This window comes from Pseudobutyrivibrio ruminis (assembly GCF_015057245.1).
Classification (GTDB): Bacteria; Bacillota; Clostridia; order Lachnospirales; family Lachnospiraceae; genus Pseudobutyrivibrio; species Pseudobutyrivibrio ruminis_E.
The window spans coordinates 103,809-122,384 of sequence record NZ_SVET01000007.1; the positions used below are offsets into that span (position 1 = coordinate 103,809).

Annotated in this window: 15 protein-coding genes and 1 other RNA gene; 14 read left to right on the forward strand and 2 right to left on the reverse strand. The window is 38.2% G+C overall.

Going from position 1 to position 18,576, the window contains the following annotated elements; translation table 11 throughout:
• Nucleotides 1-63 precede the first annotated feature (63 nt).
• A complete protein-coding gene (locus tag E7274_RS07970; RefSeq protein ID WP_304175085.1) occupies nucleotides 64-753 on the forward strand; it encodes a hypothetical protein in 690 nt (229 codons plus the stop codon).
• A gap of 39 nt (nucleotides 754-792) precedes the next feature.
• On the opposite strand, the gene E7274_RS07975 is transcribed toward E7274_RS07970, so the two are convergent.
• On the reverse strand, nucleotides 793-2,166 hold the full coding sequence (locus tag E7274_RS07975) for a citrate/2-methylcitrate synthase (protein ID WP_304175087.1): 1,374 nt from the start codon (nucleotides 2,164-2,166) through the stop codon (nucleotides 793-795).
• Between the two features lie 314 nt (nucleotides 2,167-2,480).
• Between E7274_RS07975 and pckA the strand changes: the two genes are divergently transcribed.
• From pckA to E7274_RS07990, 3 genes are all read left to right on the forward strand, one after another.
• Nucleotides 2,481-4,094, forward strand: coding sequence for a phosphoenolpyruvate carboxykinase (ATP) (gene pckA, locus E7274_RS07980; protein ID WP_074790619.1), 1,614 nt, complete (start codon nucleotides 2,481-2,483; stop codon nucleotides 4,092-4,094).
• A gap of 135 nt (nucleotides 4,095-4,229) precedes the next feature.
• Nucleotides 4,230-4,412, forward strand: a non-coding RNA gene (gene ssrS, locus E7274_RS07985) — 6S RNA.
• A gap of 207 nt (nucleotides 4,413-4,619) precedes the next feature.
• Nucleotides 4,620-5,474 (forward strand): YihY/virulence factor BrkB family protein, encoded by an 855-nt coding sequence (locus E7274_RS07990; protein ID WP_304175089.1) that lies wholly within the window; start codon nucleotides 4,620-4,622, stop codon nucleotides 5,472-5,474.
• Nucleotides 5,475-5,509: 35 nt separating this feature from the next.
• Here E7274_RS07990 and E7274_RS07995 read toward each other — a convergent pair whose 3' ends face one another.
• Nucleotides 5,510-7,318 (reverse strand): methyl-accepting chemotaxis protein, encoded by a 1,809-nt coding sequence (locus tag E7274_RS07995; protein WP_304175091.1) that lies wholly within the window; start codon nucleotides 7,316-7,318, stop codon nucleotides 5,510-5,512.
• Between the two features lie 184 nt (nucleotides 7,319-7,502).
• Here E7274_RS07995 and queA point away from each other — a divergent pair, with 184 nt between their 5' ends.
• The 10 genes from queA (at nucleotide 7,503) to mraY (ending at nucleotide 18,575) form a co-directional block, all read left to right on the forward strand.
• Complete coding sequence (gene queA / locus E7274_RS08000; protein ID WP_304175093.1) at nucleotides 7,503-8,540, forward strand: tRNA preQ1(34) S-adenosylmethionine ribosyltransferase-isomerase QueA; 1,038 nt, start codon at nucleotides 7,503-7,505, stop codon at nucleotides 8,538-8,540.
• Nucleotides 8,541-8,636: 96 nt separating this feature from the next.
• Nucleotides 8,637-9,692 carry a phenylalanine--tRNA ligase subunit alpha gene (gene pheS / locus E7274_RS08005; RefSeq protein WP_304175095.1) on the forward strand — a complete coding sequence of 352 codons (1,056 nt, stop codon included), beginning with the start codon at nucleotides 8,637-8,639 and terminating at the stop codon, nucleotides 9,690-9,692.
• Between the two features lie 15 nt (nucleotides 9,693-9,707).
• Complete coding sequence (gene pheT, locus E7274_RS08010) at nucleotides 9,708-12,068, forward strand: phenylalanine--tRNA ligase subunit beta (RefSeq protein WP_304175097.1); 2,361 nt, start codon at nucleotides 9,708-9,710, stop codon at nucleotides 12,066-12,068.
• Nucleotides 12,069-12,097: 29 nt separating this feature from the next.
• Nucleotides 12,098-12,445: a PilZ domain-containing protein gene (locus tag E7274_RS08015; protein ID WP_304175099.1), complete on the forward strand. Its 348-nt coding sequence runs from the start codon at nucleotides 12,098-12,100 to the stop codon at nucleotides 12,443-12,445.
• Between the two features lie 21 nt (nucleotides 12,446-12,466).
• Complete coding sequence (gene lgt, locus E7274_RS08020) at nucleotides 12,467-13,348, forward strand: prolipoprotein diacylglyceryl transferase (RefSeq protein ID WP_304175101.1); 882 nt, start codon at nucleotides 12,467-12,469, stop codon at nucleotides 13,346-13,348.
• A gap of 244 nt (nucleotides 13,349-13,592) precedes the next feature.
• On the forward strand, nucleotides 13,593-14,024 hold the full coding sequence (gene mraZ, locus E7274_RS08025) for a division/cell wall cluster transcriptional repressor MraZ (RefSeq protein WP_033153908.1): 432 nt from the start codon (nucleotides 13,593-13,595) through the stop codon (nucleotides 14,022-14,024).
• A 7-nt stretch (nucleotides 14,025-14,031) separates the two neighbouring features.
• Complete coding sequence (rsmH, locus tag E7274_RS08030) at nucleotides 14,032-14,973, forward strand: 16S rRNA (cytosine(1402)-N(4))-methyltransferase RsmH (RefSeq protein WP_304175103.1); 942 nt, start codon at nucleotides 14,032-14,034, stop codon at nucleotides 14,971-14,973.
• A gap of 64 nt (nucleotides 14,974-15,037) precedes the next feature.
• Nucleotides 15,038-15,535, forward strand: a complete 498-nt coding sequence (locus E7274_RS08035) for a hypothetical protein (RefSeq protein ID WP_304175104.1) — start codon at nucleotides 15,038-15,040, stop codon at nucleotides 15,533-15,535.
• Nucleotides 15,536-15,550: 15 nt separating this feature from the next.
• Entirely contained in the window at nucleotides 15,551-17,584 is a 2,034-nt protein-coding gene (locus E7274_RS08040; protein ID WP_304175106.1) for a peptidoglycan D,D-transpeptidase FtsI family protein, read from the forward strand.
• A 43-nt stretch (nucleotides 17,585-17,627) separates the two neighbouring features.
• Nucleotides 17,628-18,575: a phospho-N-acetylmuramoyl-pentapeptide-transferase gene (gene mraY / locus E7274_RS08045; RefSeq protein ID WP_330598821.1), complete on the forward strand. Its 948-nt coding sequence runs from the start codon at nucleotides 17,628-17,630 to the stop codon at nucleotides 18,573-18,575.
• Nucleotide 18,576: the final 1 nt, after the last annotated feature.

Sequence of the window (18,576 nt, forward strand, 5' to 3'; positions counted from 1 at the left end):
TACAAAGTACAATTAAATTCAATTGATAAAGAACTAAGAGAAATTGATAAATATTTAAAGCAAATGCCAGAAGGAGAACTTAAGGCATATAATAATAATGGTTCAAGCAGGTGGTTTTATATTAATGGCGATAAGAGAGTTTATTTATCTAGGTCCAATAAAGATATAGCAAAGAAGCTTGCTATGAAAAAGTATTATTTATTAAAAAAACAATTATTATTAGAAAAGAAATATAAAATAGAAAGCCAAAGTGCATTTCCATGTAATGCACAGAAGGAATTTGAAGATTTTCTAAGGAACAAGAACTATTGTGATTTACTAGGAGAGTTGTGTTTTAATAGGGAGGGAGATTGGGAAAATCAGAAATATAAAACTAATCCATATTATCCAGAACAGTGCAATGTTTCGTGTTTGTCAGGACATATGGTACGTTCTAAATCTGAAGCTTTTATAGATATGGCTTTAGTTCAGCATGGGATTCCTTTTAGGTACGAATGCGAGTTGGTGTTGGGAGGCCAGGCTTATTATCCAGATTTTACTTTGAGGATTCCAGATACTGGAAAGATAATATATTGGGAACATTTTGGAAGAATGGATGATGCTGATTATGCCAGAAATGCATTTAACAAAATGAAAGTATTTTATGATTATGGTCTGATACCAGGACACAATGTGATTTATACTTTTGAAACCAAGAATAATCCTTTTACATATGCGGATGCAGAGGCGGAATTGAAAATAATAAAGTTCTAATAAATAATCCCAGCAAATTAAATTGCTGGGATTACATTTTTAATCTACTTTACGATCTTCGATTGGAATGTATTTTTTGTGTGGGCATACTGTCATGTATGCAGGACGCATGATTTTGCCCTTGTGGCAAACTTCTTCCATGCGGTGAGCACTCCAACCAGCGATACGAGCAATGGCGAAAATAGGAGTGAAGAGCTCTCCTGGAATGCCAAGCATCTGATAAACGAAGCCTGAGTAGAAATCCACGTTTGGTGAAACACCTTTGTAAATCTTGCGCTCCTCGGCGATTATCTTTGGAGCAAGACGAGCGACTGTTTCGTAGAGGTTGTATTCCTTTTCCATGCCTTTTTCAACGGCAAGCTTTTCTACGAAAGAGTGGAAGGTGATGGCACGAGGATCAGATACTGAGTAAATAGCATGACCCATACCATAGATAAGACCTGCGTTATCAAATGCTTCACCGTGAAGTAAGGCACGCAAGTATGTGCTAACTTCTTCTTCGTCTTCCCAATTATTAAGATGTGCTTTCATATCTTCAAACATGCGGACAACTTTGATGTTGGCACCACCGTGCTTTGGTCCCTTAAGAGAACCTAATGCAGCTGCAATAGCAGCGTATGTATCTGTACCAGATGATGATACCAAGTGAGTGGTGAATGTAGAGTTGTTACCACCACCGTGCTCCATATGAAGAATAAGAGCAACATCAAGAAGCTTTGCCTCAAGTGGAGTGAACTTGCTATCAGGTCTCAGACAATGAAGAATATTCTCTGCAGTAGAGTATTCTGGCTTTGGCTGATGAATTATTAATGATGCGTCGTTGTAGTAATAGTCGTAGGCAGCATAGCTGTATACTGATAACAATGGGAAGCTGGCAATTAACTGCAAACATTGTCTAAGAACGTTTGGTTCAGATGTATCGTCTGCCTTCTCATCATTTGAATATAAAGCAAGTACTGATCTTGCAAGTGAGTTCATCATATCTTTAGATGGGCTCTTCATAATCATATCTCTAACGAAGTTTGGTGGAAGAGAGCGATAGCTTGCAAGAAGAGCTTTGAATTCTTCTAATTGTTCTTTGGTTGGGAGAGTGCCAAACAATAATAAGTATGTGCACTCTTCGAATCCGAAGTGCTGCTCTAATGGAAGATTTTTAACTAAATCTTGAACATTGTAGCCTCTATAAAAAAGCTGACCATCACAAGGAACTTCTTTTCCGTCTACAAATTTCTTTGAGTTAACCTCAGATATTTCGGTGATACCAACAAGTACACCCTTACCATTAAGATCTCGAAGACCTCTTTTGACATCATAGGTTGTATATAATTCAGGATCTATATATGAGGATTTTTTAGAAAGCTCCGCTAGCTTTTCAAGCTCTGGAGTTATCTCGCTGAAATTATCAATTGCCATAAACATTTTCCTCCTTATATATCTTGGGTTCAGTTTCACACTTTAGTTTACTAAACTGTCATTTATAACACAAGGTTTATTGTGACATTTTTTTCAACAAGATTTCAAGAAAATATGGGCATATTTAAGAAAAAATTAATACATGGCAATCTGCTAAAAAATATCTCAGAAAATTGTATAGATTTAAAAACAATTTTTGCTCAAAAAGATTGACTTTATTTTAACGAAAATTTAAAATGATAATCAGCGAAAATTAGTTTTTATCCCAATAAAGGGAGGCTAATTAAATAAATTAGAAAAGTGAGGTAAGACAGATGGCTAATGTTGATTTGACAAAGTATGGTATCACAGGGGCAACAGATGTTGTTTATAACCCTTCATACGAGCAGTTGTTTGAAGACGAGACAAAATCAGATCTTACAGGCTATGAAGTAGGTAAGGTTACAGAGCTTGGCGCTGTAAACGTTATGACAGGTATTTATACAGGTCGTTCACCTAAAGACAAATTTATCGTAATGGATGAGACATCAAAGGATACAGTATGGTGGACAACTCCAGAATATCCTAACGACAACCACCCAGCTTCAGAGGAAGCATGGAAGGCATGTAAGGAACTTGCAGTTAAGGAACTTTCTAATAAGAAACTCTACGTTGTAGATGGTTTCTGCGGAGCTAACAAGGACACACGTCTTGCAGTTAGATTTATTATGGAAGTTGCTTGGCAGGCACACTTTGTAAAGAACATGTTCATCCGTCCTACAGAGGAAGAGCTTGCAAACTTTGAGCCAGATTTCATCGTTTACAATGCATCAAAGGCTAAGGTTGAGAACTTCAAGGAGCTTGGACTTAACTCTGAGACAGCAGTTCTTTTCAATGTAACAAGCAAAGAGCAGGTTATTCTTAATACATGGTATGGTGGAGAGATGAAGAAGGGTCTCTTCTCTATGCAGAACTACTTCCTTCCACTTAAGGGCATGGCTTCAATGCACTGCTCAGCTAACACAGACATGGATGGAAAGCACACAGCTATTTTCTTCGGTCTTTCTGGTACAGGTAAGACTACACTTTCTACAGATCCAAAGCGTCTCCTTATTGGTGATGATGAGCACGGTTGGGATGACAACGGTGTATTCAACCTTGAGGGTGGATGCTATGCAAAGGTTATCGGACTTGACAAAGAGTCTGAGCCAGATATCTACAACGCAATCAAGAGAAATGCTCTTCTTGAGAACGTTACAGTTGCTGATGATGGCAAGATTGATTTTGATGACAAGAGCGTTACAGAGAACACTCGTGTATCTTACCCAATCGAGTTCATCGACAAGATTGCACAGAAGGTAAACAAGGTTTCTTCTGGTCCAGATGCAGACAATGTTATCTTCCTTTCAGCAGATGCATTCGGAGTACTTCCTCCAGTATCTATTCTTACACCAGAGCAGACAAAGTATTACTTCCTTTCAGGATTTACAGCTAAGCTTGCTGGTACAGAGCGTGGTATCACAGAGCCAACACCTACATTCTCAGCTTGCTTCGGACAGGCATTCCTTGAGTTACATCCTACAAAGTACGCTGAGGAGCTTGTTAAGAAGATGGAGAAGTCTGGTGCAAAGGCTTACCTTGTTAACACAGGTTGGAACGGAACAGGCAAGAGAATCTCTATCAAAGATACAAGAGGTATCATTGATGCAATCCTTTCTGGTGATGTTCTTAAGGCACCTACAAAGAAGATTCCATTCTTCGATTTCGAGGTACCAACAGAGCTTCCAGGAGTTGATCCAGCAATCCTTGATCCAAGAGATACATATGCAAATGCTTCTGAGTGGGAAGAGAAGGCTAAGGACTTAGCTGCTCGTTTCCAGAAGAACTTCAAGAAGTATGAGACAAACGAAGCTGGTAAGGCACTTGTTTCTGCAGGTCCACAGTTATAGAATATAATCTATATTTAATAAACAAAGGTCCAGAGTTAAAAAACACTCTGGACCTGTTTTGTGAAAAATCAGTTCTTTATTTTATCACAAATCTGTTGTAATATAATTGCAGGTAGTAAATATACCGACTTTATTTCTAACCTGGGATGTACGATTTAACTTATCCTTTTTGAACCTACATTTACTTTAAACGGAATGCCTATATTTCTAATTGGCTGTCAGGCCTTCATTGCGCAGAGGAAGACAAAAAATTAGTTGCGGCGATCCACCTAGCTAGAGCTAGGAGTCAATTGATAGGCCCGGCATTTTGGGTTAGATTTTTTTTGCAAATTTTATATAAAGACTATGTACACCTTGTTACGCTTACAAGCATGTATTTACTCCGCTCAACACATGTTTCGCTTGAGTAAGTACAGAGCTTGATAGCTACAAGGTGTTTTTATATTTAGTAATTTGCAATAAAAAATCTAACCTCTTTAAAATGCCGCACGGTTTTGATAGAATCTGTGATTAGAGGAGATTATTATGTGGACATTTTTAGGTTATGGAAAGACATATTTAGATAAATGCGGAAGGGATAATATTGGGGCGTATGCGGCCCAGACGGCGTATTTTATGATTATGTCGGCTATTCCTTTTATGATGCTTTTAGTATGGATTGCAGGTTATGTGCCTTCGATAAATGAGTACATGAATGAGCTTATTTTTGATGTGCTTCCAGAAACATTTCTGCCATATATGGAAAGAGTTATCAGGCTTGTTACACAGGCGTCAGTTGGTGCTATTTCTATTTCTGCGGTGATGGCAATCTGGTCATCAGGAAAAGCCTTTCAGAATCTTATGGTTGGGCTTAATCAGGTGAACAAAATAGAAGAGACTAGAAATTGGTTCGGAAGAAGATTAAGAGCTATTTTTTATACTCTTGTTTTGTTGTTTGTTATTGTTGTAATCATGCTTATGCTTGTATTTACACAGAAGCTTCAGTATTATGCTAAAAATTATTATGGCTTCCTAGCATATGTTGTGGGCATTCGACCATTATTTAGAGGGATATTTGTATTTATCTTTTTGGTTATCGTATTTACGTTTTTATTTACAGTGTTGCCGAATAAAAACCTATCATTCTTTAGTCAGCTGCCAGGAGGTATTATTTGTGCCGCTAGCTGGTATGTATTCAGTATGTTGCTTGCTATATGGGTTAAGATATTCAATAACTTTTCTATGTACGGCGCATTTGCAACTATGATGATGTTTATGTTCTGGCTGTATTTTTGTATGTATTTTATGTTGATGGCTGCTGAGGCAAATGTTTTTTTCAAGGAAGCATTTGGATTGGCATGGAATAATTTTAAAAGAAAAATTAAAGAAGGATCTTTATAAAAGAAGGACAGTGATTAATCACTGTCCCTTTCTTTTTATTCGTCCATTTGGAATTGATTTACAATGTTTGTTAAAGCGTCGATAGCCTGCTTTGTGTCACCGACCTTGTCGTTTACATCCACTGTACCATTTACAATATTAGTTGTTTTCTCTGCAATGTCGTATACACCGTTTGCAGATTCGTTTACAGTAGCATTGATGTGTTCGATTGTTTCTGATATGTGAGCAATAGAGCCTGTAAGCTGTTCAACACCCTCACTGATTGAGCTCATGCTAGAGTGGAATACTTCTGCATCAGCGTAGTACTGTTCGGATACCTTACTGAATCCTTCGTAATCAACCAATACGTTTTCCTCAAGGAAAGTGGTGGTTTCTTCGAGGCAGTTTGACATGTCTGCTACAGCATTATTTACAGCAGATACAATGTTATCGATGTTTGACACGGCATCGCTAGTTTGATTTGCAAGATTTCCAATTTCTGTAGCTACAACAGAGAAACCGCGTCCTGCATCACCGGCACGGGCAGCTTCGATGGAAGCGTTAAGTGCTAGAAGAGAAGTCTGAGACGAAATCTGCATGATTGTGCTTGTAAGCTCGTTTATCTTTTCTACAGCCTTTGCATTTTCCATAGCTGTGTTAGTTTGCTGTCTAACATTGTTGTAAGTTTCTTTTGTCTTGTTTGAAGCTTGAATTGTGGAAGCTTGTAACTGCTGGGCTCTAGACATAATATCCTGAGAAAGGTTAGCGCCGTACTGAGCCATAGAATCAATGTTTGCAGCTTCATCTTTAATAGTAATTACATTCTGATTAATTTCATCTGTAGCAGCAGAAGTTTCTTCCATAGATGCTGCGATTTCCTGCGTAGTAGCAGAGTTGTCGGAGCACATTGTGTTAACATTATTGGCTGTTGATGTGAGTCCGTCTACATTATCGTTGATACGACTTTCTGTATCAGTGATGTTTACAACCATATCTCTAAGGGAATTGCGCATAAGGCTAACTGAACGAGTGATTTCACCTATTTCGTCCTTTCGTTTCATAAGCGCATCGGCATTACCTGTCTTTCTGAAATCAAGATGGGCTGTATGGTCGATAATGTCAGTAATAGTAGCAAGTGGGCTAAGCATTGTTCTGATAAGGATAAAGAACAATACTGCAGACGCGATAATTACAATAATAAGTAGTAATGACATAGCAGAAATAAGCTTGTTAACTGGAGCCATAATTAAATCATAGTCACCAGTTACAACAACAATATTTCCTGCGGCAGTAAAAGCGTAGCCTGCATAATGCTTAGTTCCTTCATAATTATATTTAAGAGAACCACTTCCAATTTCTTCTGGTGTTTCACCAGCCTGAATTCGCGCTACTAAATCATCGATTGCTGTGTTATCTACTGGATTACCAATCTTATCTAAGGTTGGGTGGTATAGCATTAAGCCTTCATTGGATACATAGTAAGCATAGGAACCATCTACGCCGGTGATGTTGACTGTACCTAATGCCACATCAAGAGTATCGAACATAGACTGCTTCTTTTCAGTAGGGTAGGATTTTAGCTGAGAAATAAGATATTTTTCAACTACGATACCATTTAAATCGCTATAACCTTCAATAGTAGTGTTGTGAGCTGTAGTTTCCATTGTAGTGTTAATTGCAATGGCTGCCACCTCTGCAAGGTTTTGTGTGTAGTTATCGTAGGTATTTGTTAGAGTAGACCTTGAGTTGTTAAGGGTAAGGATTCCAATCACGCTCAAAATAACCGTAAGAGCAGTGATAATAGTTAGAACCATTTTAAAAACCATTGAATGAACAAAGGAAACCCTTTTTCTTGACTTTTTCATTTTACATTCCTCCTAAAAACAGTAAACAATTCGGAATTATAGCACAAAATAAAATAGAAATAAATTATATTGTGCATAATATAACGATTTTTGTAATAGAATTTTTTATAATAGATTTTTGCTTATAAGGTGCTTTTATGCTATTATCTATTGGAAAAATAAGATTTAGTATTAAGGATTTATCATGAAAGTTAAGGATTTTGATTATGATCTTCCTGAGGAGCTTATCGCTCAGGATCCACTTGAAAAAAGAAGTAATTCAAGGCTTATGGTCTTGGATAAAAATACTGGAGAAACATTTCATCGTCATTTCTATGACATCAAAGACTATTTAAAGCCAGGTGATTGTCTGGTTATCAATAACACAAGAGTTATCCCAGCAAGATTATATGGAGCTAGAGTTGGTTCTGGCGGAAAAGTCGAGATTCTCCTTTTAAAGCGTATTAGCGACAATCAGTGGGAGTGTCTTGTAAAACCAGGTAAAAAAGCTCGCCCAGGAATGGAAATTTCATTTGGTGATGGCCTTTTAGTTGGAAAGATTATCGATATTGTTGATGAGGGCAATCGTATTATTGAGTTTTCTTATGATGGAATTTTTGAGGAGATTCTTGATAAGTTAGGAGAGATGCCACTTCCACCATACATCACTCACAAGCTTAAGGATAGAGACAGATATCAGACTGTTTATGCAAAATATGATGGTTCAGCAGCTGCACCTACAGCAGGCCTTCATTTCACACCAGAGCTTCTTGAGGAAGTAAAGGCTATGGGTGTAAAAATTGCAGAGGTTACTCTACATGTAGGTCTTGGTACATTTCGTCCTGTAAAGGAAGAGGAAGTGCTTGAGCATCATATGCATTCTGAGTACTATGAGCTCAACCAAGAAGCCTGCGATATTATTAATGAAACAAAGGCTAATGGTGGCAGAATTATTTCTGTTGGAACAACAAGTACACGTACTCTTGAGTCTGCAGCTGAGGCTGGAAAGCCTCTTACACCAAAGAGTGGATGGACTCAGATTTTTATTTATCCTGGATATGAGTTTAAGGTAATAGATGGACTTATCACTAATTTCCATTTACCACAGTCTACACTTATTATGCTTGTTTCGGCTTTGGCCGGCAGAGAGCATGTGCTTAAAGCATACGAAGAAGCAGTGCAGGAAAGATATAGATTTTTCTCATTTGGAGATGCAATGTTAATTACAGATTTATCTAAATAATTACGCGCATTTTCCTTGAATTCAAGAGGAATAAAAGCTAAAATTTTGATTTAGTAGTATTGGCCGCGGGCCAAAATTTAGTTTACGGAGGAAGCCATGATAGATATCATATCTGAATTGAGCACAAAGTTTGAAGAAGAGCTTCAGAACATCAAAAACTCTGAAGAGCTTGAAAATATACGTGTTTCATACTTAGGTAAAAAAGGTAGTGTTACAGCTGCAATGAAGGAAATGGGCAAGCTTTCTGCTGAGGAAAAGAAAGAATTTGGCCAGAAAATTAACGTATTAAAGAATACTGTTGCTGACAAGATTGCTGAGAAGAAGGAAGAAATCGCAGCACTTGAGCTTCAAAGAGAAATTGACAAGGTTCCTGAGTTTGATATTTCACTTCCAGAGCACTTTGAGCAGGGAAGTTATCATCCAATCACACTTGTACAGCGTCAGTGTGAAAATATCTTTAAGTCTATGGGCTTCACTGTTGAAGATTATAGCGAAGTAGTTACTGATTATGAGTGTTTTGAATCTGTAAATATTCCAAAGTATCACCCAGCTCGTGATATGCAGGATACATATTATCTTGAGAATGGACAGCTTCTTAAGTCTCAGACAACAGCTGCACAGAACGCTATCTATAAAAAATATCGCAAGCAGCTTATCGAGGATGGCACACCTATCAAGGCTATCTTCCCAGGACGTTGTTTCAGAAACGAAGCTACTGATGCTTGCCATGAAAACACATTCTTCCAGATGGAAGGTGTTATGGTTGGAAAGGATATTTCTATTTCTAACCTTATCTACTTCATGAAGACTATGCTTTCAGAAGTATTTAGACGTGATATAAAAGTTCGCCTTCGCCCGGGATTCTTCCCATTTGTGGAGCCTGGTTTCGAGCTTGACATTAACTGCCTTAACTGTGGCGGTAAGGGATGCCCATCATGCAAGCATTCTGGATGGCTTGAGCTTTGCCCATGTGGTATGGTTCATCCAAAGGTTCTTGAAGAGGGCGGCATCGATCCTGACAAGTACACAGGCTTTGCCTTTGGACTTGGTCTTACAAGACTTGCAATGATGAAATACGGAATTAAAGACATTCGTGATCTGAACAGCGGTAATCTTTCAAGCTTAGCTCAGTTCACTGATGATGAGCAGTAAGGGAGGACTATAACCATGTTTATTTCAATGAATTGGATCTCTGATTTCGTTGACCTTGAAGGTCTCGACAAGATGGAGCTTATTTCAAAGTTCTCTCTTGCAACAGCAGAGGTTGAAAATGATATTTTCCATAAAGGTGAGGATTTATCTGGAGTTGTAGTTGCTGAAATCAAGTCAGTAGAAGAGCATCCAGAATCAAAGAAGCTTCATCTTCTTAAGGTTGATGCTGGTGATGGAAAGCTTACAGATGTTGTCTGCGGAGCACCTAATGTACGCGTTGGCATGAAGACAGCATTCGCTAAGGTAGGAGCACAGATTGGTGACATCACAATTGCTCCAAGACCACTTGCAGGTTATGACTCATTCGGAATGTGCTGTTCTGAAAAGGAAATCGGCATTTCTGATAATAATGACGGCATCATGGACATTCTTGACGATGCTCCAAACGGAACAGATATCAAGGATTTATATGAAATTGATGATATTATCTTTGAGGTTGATAATAAGTCACTTACAAACCGTCCTGACCTTTGGGGTCACTATGGAATCGCTAGAGAGTTTGCTACAATTGCAAAGCGTCCTCTTAAGGAGCTTCCAACAATTGATCTTAGCAAATATGACAATCTCGAAAAGATTGATTTAAAAATTGAAGATGAGCTTTGCCAGAGATATTCATCATTAAAGGTAGAGAACATCAATACAAACGTTTCTCCTGTAAACATGCGTATCAGACTTTTCTACTGTGGTATGAGAGCAATCAATCTTCTTGCAGACCTTACAAACTATATCATGCTTGAAATGGGACAGCCTATGCATGCATTTGATTCTCGTAAGGTTGAAAAGATTCGTATCAAGAGATTCGACAAGCCTTTCACTTTTACAACTCTTGATGGTGTTGAAAGAAATATCGATGAGAATACTCTTATGATTTGCAACGACAACACACCTGTTGCTATTGCTGGTATCATGGGTGGTCTTGATTCAGAAATTGTTGAAGATACAACTACACTTACTCTTGAATCAGCTACATTCAATGCTGCGTCTATCAGAAAGAGTGCAGTTCGTCTTTCTCACAGAACAGATGCTTCAGCTCGTTATGAAAAGAGCCTTGACCCAGAGATGACTACAGTTGCAATTGCACGTTTCATGAAGCTTCTTTCTGATATTGATGACGGTGTAAAGGTTGTATCTGCACTTACAGATGAATATGCATTCCATTATCCACATGTAGCTCTTGATTTTGATAAGGATTTTGTGGATAAGTACACTGGAATTGAAATCAGTGATGAGCATATTGTGGATACACTTACATCACTTGGATTTGGTGTAACTCAGGATGGAGCAAACTTCCATGTTGATGTTCCTTCATATCGTGCTACAAAGGACATTAGCCTTAAGGCAGATATTATCGAAGAAATTACACGTATCTACGGCTATGATAACTTCGAGCTTTCTACAACAAATGCACCTCTTTACCCAGTTCGTATGGCGGAGGACAAAAATGTAGAAGATAGAATTAAGGATATTCTTGTTAAGAGATTCCAGCTTCACGAAGTACATTCTTATGTATGGCAGTATGCTGATGAATACAAGAAGCTTGGTATGGAAGTAGAGGAGAACATTAAGCTTGCTAACTCTACAAACCCTAATATCGAAACACTTCGTCGTTCAATCATTCCTACTCAGCTTTGCCAGGTAAATTACAACACTGGTTATACTACTGACTTTGGTATTTTCGAAGTTGGTCGTGTAGTTGAAGGATTAAAGGAAGATGGACTTTGCGATGAGCACAAAAAGCTTTGTATCACATTGTTCTCAAAGACAAAGTCGCTTGAGACTCTTTACTTTGAACTTCGCGATATGATTGCTGAAACAATCGAGGATGTAAGACACAAGGCTCTTACATACAAGAAACTTGAGGCTACTCACTCATACGAGCATCCAAAGAACCTCTATAGCTTAGTTCTTGACGATGCGGTTATTGGTGAGATGGGCGTTGCACATCCACTTGTTTCAAAGAAAATTGATAAGAAGGCAGCTATCGTATTTGCGGAAATCGACATTGAAGCACTTGCTGCTATTAAGCAGGAGAATATTTCATATGTTGAGCCTTCAAAATACCCTTCAATTGAAGTAGATTTATCATTTGTAGCAGAGAAATTTTCTGAGATAAATGATACAATAAAAGAGAGCGCACAGAGTATATTGAAAAAGGTCGGAGTTGTCGATGTATATTCTGATAGCACTGGAAAGTCAATTACAGTTAGACTTCTCTTTGGCGATGATGAGAGAACTCTTACACATGATGAAGTTCAGAAGGTAGTTGACGATATAATTGAAAAGCTTAAGAATAAAGGTATAAATCTTAAGATGTAATCTACAAATAAGGTTGGGAGGTCAGGAGCATGGAAGAGAAGAGAAAAAATAAACGTTTGGATATTGATGTAAAAGTTGAAATCGAGCGTATCGATGAGGCTAACATTACCACCGTTAAATATATGGAGGTAGAAGTTACCAATATCTCAAAAACTGGTTTAGCTTTCAGAGTAAAGGATGTTGAATTTGAAGAAGGAGCATGTTTTGACGCCAGAATTCAAATTTGGACAAAAGAGACAATCGATACAGTGTTCAAGGTTGTTCGTGTAAACAAGCTTGAAGACGGTATGTATGAGTATGGATGTATTTTTGTTGGAATGACAGATACTGATGCGCTCAAGATTGAAATCTATCAGCTATTTAACAATGCAGAGTAATTATAAACAGGGAGAATTGCTGTGAATACAAGTATTATTTTCCCTAATTTGCATATTACATTGGATAATGTTGGAAAAGGATTCTATATTGGATCCTTTTTCATTGCTTTTTACGGAGTTATTATCGCAATTGGTATGCTGGTTGGGGTAGGTTTTATTTTAAAAGAAGCAAAGAGAGTTGGATTTGATGAGGATTCATTCTTAGATATTTGCATAATCACTATCATTGTTGGCGTTATTGGTGCTCGCCTGTACTACGTTATATTTGCATGGGATTACTACAAAGACAATCCTATTAGTGCTCTTAACATCAGGCAGGGTGGTCTTGCTATTTATGGCGGTGTGCTTGCTGGTATAGCATGTGTGTACATACTTTCCAAAAGAAAAAAGTTTGATTTTCTTAAGGTGATGGATGTTGCTATATTTGGTGTAATCATTGGCCAAATCTTTGGTAGATGGGGCAATTTCTTTAACAGAGAAGTATTTGGACAATATACAGACGGCTTGTTTGCAATGTTGCTTCCTATTGATGCTATTCGTTCTCAGAGTGATGTTACAGCTGAAATGCTTGCAAATCTTGTGCAGATTGATGGAGTTACTTATATTAGTGTTCATCCTACATTCTTGTATGAGTCACTATGGAATCTTGGACTTTTGATATTCTTGCTTCTTACCAGAAAAAAGAAGACATTTAATGGATATGTTTTCTTTACCTATTTGATCGTGTATGGCGCTGGTCGCTTCTGGATAGAAGGGGTCAGAACAGATCAGCTGAAGCTTTGGGGGACAAATCTTGCGGTATCTCAGTTGATAGCTGGTGCATGTATTGTTCTTGGCAGTGGATTATTTATTTACTATAAAAAGAATCATCCACTTTCCACCCCACAGGAGTTAAATTCATAATAAATTGTATTTTTTTTAAGACATTGGAGTTTCCAATGTCTTTTTTTGTGCCATTTTTTATAAAAAAATGCACTTTTTGTGGTCTGACCCTCCACTTCATACCACATATAGAAAATGCCGAAAAACATTGATTTTTCACGGTTTTTGGGTTGCGCAATGGAGGAAAATAGTATAAAATGTATTTAAAAGTGGAGGAAAGTGGAAGAAAAGTGTCACAAAGTGGTGGAAAGGAGGAACGGCTTTCATGTTCATGGGTGAATACAGTCACAATATAGACGCCAAGAATCGTCTTATTATGCCTGCAAAGTTTCGTGAACAGTTAGGAGAGCACTTCGTAGCCACCAAAGGACTCGATGGATGTTTATTCGTTTATCCTATGAGCGAATGGAAAACCATCGAAGAAAAATTTAGAGAGATTCCACTTACCACCAAAGATGCTAGAAAGTTCTCTCGTTTCTTCTTCGCAGGAGCGGCAGAATGCGATATCGACAAACAGGGAAGAGTTCTTATTCCTGGTAACCTTAAGGAATACGCAGGAATTGATAAGGAAGTTGTTTCTGTTGGTGTCTTGAACAGAATTGAAATCTGGTCTAAGGAGAGATGGACAGATGAAGGCACCTACGATGATATGGATGAGATAGCAGAACACATGGCTGAGCTTGGCCTTGGAATTTAGGAGTCAAATGGAATTTAATCATTATTCAGTTCTCTTAAATGAGACAATTGATAATTTGAATATTAAGCCTGACGGAATCTACGTTGACGGAACACTTGGAGGCGGTGGTCATTCTTATGAAATAGCAAAGCGTCTTACTACAGGGCATCTTTATGGATTCGATCAGGATACAGATGCTTTAGCAGCTGCTGGTGAAAGACTTAAAGAGTTTGGCGATAAAGTTACAAGAATTCACAGCAACTATGAATTCATGAAAGAAAAGCTACTGGAGCAGGGCGTCACTAAAGTAGATGGAATCATGCTTGATCTTGGAGTATCAAGCTTCCAGCTAGATGAAGCAGATAGAGGCTTCACATATAGAGTTGAGGATGCACCACTTGATATGAGGATGGACAAAGATAATCCTATGACGGCAGCTGATATAGTAAATACTTATTCAGCTGAGGATTTGACCAGAGTCCTGTTTACATACGGCGAGGAAAAATTTTCCAAGCAAATTGTTAAAAACATTATTAAACAGCGAGAAATCGCACCAATACTTACAGCCGGACAGTTAAATAAAATAATAGCTGAAAGTATTCCGAAGAAAGCACAGGTAGGTCAGGGGCATCCTTCTAAAAGAACCTACCAGGCGCTTCGAATTGAGCTCAACAGAGAGCTGACAGTTTTGGAAGACCACATCGATGACATGGTCGATTTGCTTAATCCAGGTGGAAGGTTATGTATCATTACTTTCCATTCATTGGAAGATAGAATCACGAAAGTGGCATTTAAAAGAAATGAAGACCCATGCACATGTCCAAAGGATTTTCCTGTTTGTGTATGTGGTAAGAAATCAAAAGGTAAGGTGGTTACGAGAAAGCCAATCCTGCCTAGTGAGAAGGAGCTGGAAGAAAATTCCAGATCGAAGAGCGCAAAGCTTAGGGTTTTTGAGAGAAAAGATAGCTAATCGGATAAGACAATAGTAATGGGGAATAATGCTAGTTTTAATTGCGAGAATGAGGAGTTAGAGAATGCAACAGTTACAGACATATTATTACAACCAGGGAAATGCAGTACGCAAGGAAGCTAATCCTTACGCACAGCCATATCGTCCAGTTCGTGTTTTACCTACAAGAGAACAGCGCGAGCGTGAGAAGCGCGAAGATGCTATTCGTCGTCAGAAAATCACAGACAGAAAGCGCGCAGCCGCACTTAGAAAGAACAGATTATTAACTGGTTATATGATTGTAGCAGTTATGTTGACATGCGTTATGCTTGTTGGTTATGTAACATTACAGACAAACGTTACTACTAGAATGAGCAGAATTGCAGATTTGGAAAATGAGCTTTCTACTTTAAATGCTGATAACAGCGCAGCAGAAAGCAGAATTGCAACTACTACCAACCTTACAGATATTAAGGATAAAGCCATAAATGACCTTGGTATGGTGTATGCAACTAGCGGCCAAATAGTGTATTATAGTGTAGATGGTTCGGACTACATGAGTCAGTACCAGGATATTCCATAAGAATAGAGATACAAAATGGCTGAGAATAAAAGACGAAGAATAAAACCGAATAATAAAATTTTAAAAAGAATGCAACGCAAGCTCTGGGTAGTATTTGGAATTGTTTGTATTCTTTTTGTCGTTCTGATAGGCAGAATAATGTACATTCAGCACACCAGTGGTGATAAATACGAAAAGATTGTACTTGCTCAACAGGATTACGATAGTACAACCATTCCTTTTCAGAGAGGCAATATCATTGATGCTAGAGGAACAGTTCTTGCTACAAGCGTAGATGTTTACAATGTAATTTTGGATTGTAAGGTGCTTAATGCAAATGAAGATGCTATCAGCACTACAATCAGTGCAATCACAGAATGTTTTGATGAGATAGATGCTGACACAATCAAAACACAGCTTTCAGACAATCCAACATCTCAATATTATATCCTTGCCAAGAAAGTTTCATATGAAGAGATGGCAGCTTTCGAAGAACTTAAAACAACAGAATCATACAAAGGCAAGGTTTTTGGAATTTGGTTTGAAAAGGAATATGTTAGACAGTATCCATATGGCAGCTTGGCTGCTGCTACAATAGGATATGCCAGCAGCGGTAATGTAGGTGTTATCGGTCTGGAAAATAAATATTCCAGTGTGCTTAATGGAGTAAACGGTCGTACTTATGGCTATCTAAATTCCGACAGCAACCTTGAACAGACCACAATCGATGCGACAAATGGTAATAACATTGTTCTTTCCTTGGATGTAAATATCCAGACAATAGTTGAGAAGGCTGTTGAGGATTGGAACAATGAGACAATGACTGCATATAATGCAGAGCACCCTGATGAGCCAGAATCTTTCGGTTCTAAACACACGGCAGTGCTTGTTATGAATCCAAACAATGGCGAGATTCTTGCCATGGCTCAGTATCCTACATTCGATTTAAATAATCCTAGAGATTTAACAGGGTATTATTCAGAAGAGGATTTGGAAGTGATGACTACCGATGAAAAGATGGATGCATTGAACCAAATCTGGCAGAATTTCTGCATTACATATACATACGAGCCAGGTTCTACTTTCAAGCCTTTCACTGTTGCAATGGGACTTGAGACAGGAGTCCTTACAGGCGATGAGACATACTACTGTGATGGTGGAGAGATGATTACAGGTTATCCAAATCTGGTTAAGTGTGTTGCCTATAGAAAAGGTGGCCATGGAACACAGACTATTGCAGAAGCACTTTCAAATTCTTGCAACGATGCATTGATGCAGATGGTTAGAGTTATTGGACCGGAAACATTTGCTGATTATCAGTCAATTTTTGGCTTTGGTCAAAAGACTGGTATTGACCTTACAGGAGAAGCTAGTACAGCAGGTCTTATCTATAGCGAAGAGGATTTGAATTCAGCTATCAACCTTGCTACAAATTCGTTCGGTCAGAACTTTAATACTACAATGGTTCAGTTGGCAAGTGGCTTTAGTTCGCTTATCAATGGTGGATATCTCTATGAGCCTCACCTTGTTACAAAGATTACCGACCCAAACGGTAATACAGTAGAAGAGGTTGAACCTACTATTTTAAAGAGAACTATTTCAGATGAGACTGGTGATCTTCTTAAAAGCTACCTTGAGTACGTTGTTTCTGATGGTACAGGAAAGACTGCAGGTGTTGATGGTTATCGCATTGGTGGTAAGACAGGTACGGCAGAGAAACTTCCTCGTGGTAACCACAAATACTTGGTTTCATTTATTGGTTTTGCTCCTGTTGATAATCCACAGGTTGTAGTATATGTAATTGTTGATGAACCTGGTGTAGGTGCTGTTGGTGATAATCAGGCTCACAGTAGTTTCGCTCAGCAGATTTGTCATAATATATTTGAACAGATTCTCCCATACATGGGAATCGAATCTTCTTTGACAGAGGAAGAGGAGGCTGCAGCTGCGGCTAGTCTTACTGAAGCTGCTCAGGCAACAGAAGACGAAGGTGGAACAGAGGATACACCAGAAGGCTCAGAATCCACAGCAGATCCTTCAGAGACTCCTGAAGTGGAAGAGGAAGAATAGAGATTTATTAGAGAATTATAAGTTAGAGAATTGGAGTTTTATTATGTTAGAAGTTTTTTTACCAATGTTGGTATCTTTTATTATTGTGCTTATTTTAGGACCAATTTGCATACCTGTTTTAAGACGTCTTAAGATGGGAAATACTGAGAGAGAGTATATCAAAGAGCACAAGGTAAAAAATGGAACACCTTCTATGGGTGGAATAATGATTCTTATTGCTTTTGCGATTGTAGGACTTTACTATGCACCAAAGGCACCTCATATTTATCCAATTGTATTGTTGACATTAGGCTTTGGTATTTTAGGTTTTGTTGATGATTTGTTAAAGGCTCTCAAGAAAAGCTCAGACGGCTTAAAGGCTTGGCAGAAAATGCTTGGTCAGATTGGTCTTACAATTGGCTTTGCTGTATATATGGTTAAGTTTTCAGATGTATCGCTTGAACTTAGAATTCCTGTTACAGGAGCATTCGTTGATATTAGTTGGCTTGCAGTAGCACTTCTGTTCCTTGCAGTTCTTGGTACAGTGAATGGTGCTAATTTCACTGATGGTATGGACGGCCTTGCTACTTCAGTAACTCTTGCAATTGCAGCATTTTTTGGTGTTGCATCTGTTCAGCTTTATTCAGATATTACTCCAGCAATTGCGGCTATGATTGGTGCTTTGTTTGGATTTTTAATGTTTAATGTTCATCCAGCGAAAATTTTTATGGGCGACACAGGCTCTTTAGCACTTGGTGCTTTTGTTGTTAGTTGCGCATATATGCTTCAGATGCCTATATTTATTATTATTGTTGCTATTATCTACTTAGTAGAAGTTCTATCAGTAATTTTACAGGTAGGTTATTTCAAACTTACCCATGGTAAACGAATCTTCAGAATGGCGCCAATTCATCATCACTATGAATTAGGTGGCTGGTCAGAGGTAAAGGTAGTTGCAGTATTTACTACAGTTACTATTTTCTTATGCGTACTTGCATACTACATGGTCTAAA

Bases quoted from the DNA above. Each gene is read 5' to 3' on its own strand.
- E7274_RS07970 (WP_304175085.1), top strand. From the start codon at position 64: ATGCCAGAAGGAGAACTTAAGGCATATAATAATAATGGTTCAAGCAGG.
- E7274_RS07975 (WP_304175087.1), bottom strand. From the start codon at position 2,166: ATGGCAATTGATAATTTCAGCGAGATAACTCCAGAGCTTGAAAAGCTA.
- pckA (WP_074790619.1), top strand. From the start codon at position 2,481: ATGGCTAATGTTGATTTGACAAAGTATGGTATCACAGGGGCAACAGAT.
- E7274_RS07990 (WP_304175089.1), top strand. From the start codon at position 4,620: ATGTGGACATTTTTAGGTTATGGAAAGACATATTTAGATAAATGCGGA.
- E7274_RS07995 (WP_304175091.1), bottom strand. From the start codon at position 7,318: ATGAAAAAGTCAAGAAAAAGGGTTTCCTTTGTTCATTCAATGGTTTTT.
- queA (WP_304175093.1), top strand. From the start codon at position 7,503: ATGAAAGTTAAGGATTTTGATTATGATCTTCCTGAGGAGCTTATCGCT.
- pheS (WP_304175095.1), top strand. From the start codon at position 8,637: ATGATAGATATCATATCTGAATTGAGCACAAAGTTTGAAGAAGAGCTT.
- pheT (WP_304175097.1), top strand. From the start codon at position 9,708: ATGTTTATTTCAATGAATTGGATCTCTGATTTCGTTGACCTTGAAGGT.
- E7274_RS08015 (WP_304175099.1), top strand. From the start codon at position 12,098: ATGGAAGAGAAGAGAAAAAATAAACGTTTGGATATTGATGTAAAAGTT.
- mraZ (WP_033153908.1), top strand. From the start codon at position 13,593: ATGTTCATGGGTGAATACAGTCACAATATAGACGCCAAGAATCGTCTT.
- rsmH (WP_304175103.1), top strand. From the start codon at position 14,032: ATGGAATTTAATCATTATTCAGTTCTCTTAAATGAGACAATTGATAAT.
- E7274_RS08035 (WP_304175104.1), top strand. From the start codon at position 15,038: ATGCAACAGTTACAGACATATTATTACAACCAGGGAAATGCAGTACGC.
- E7274_RS08040 (WP_304175106.1), top strand. From the start codon at position 15,551: ATGGCTGAGAATAAAAGACGAAGAATAAAACCGAATAATAAAATTTTA.
- mraY (WP_330598821.1), top strand. From the start codon at position 17,628: ATGTTAGAAGTTTTTTTACCAATGTTGGTATCTTTTATTATTGTGCTT.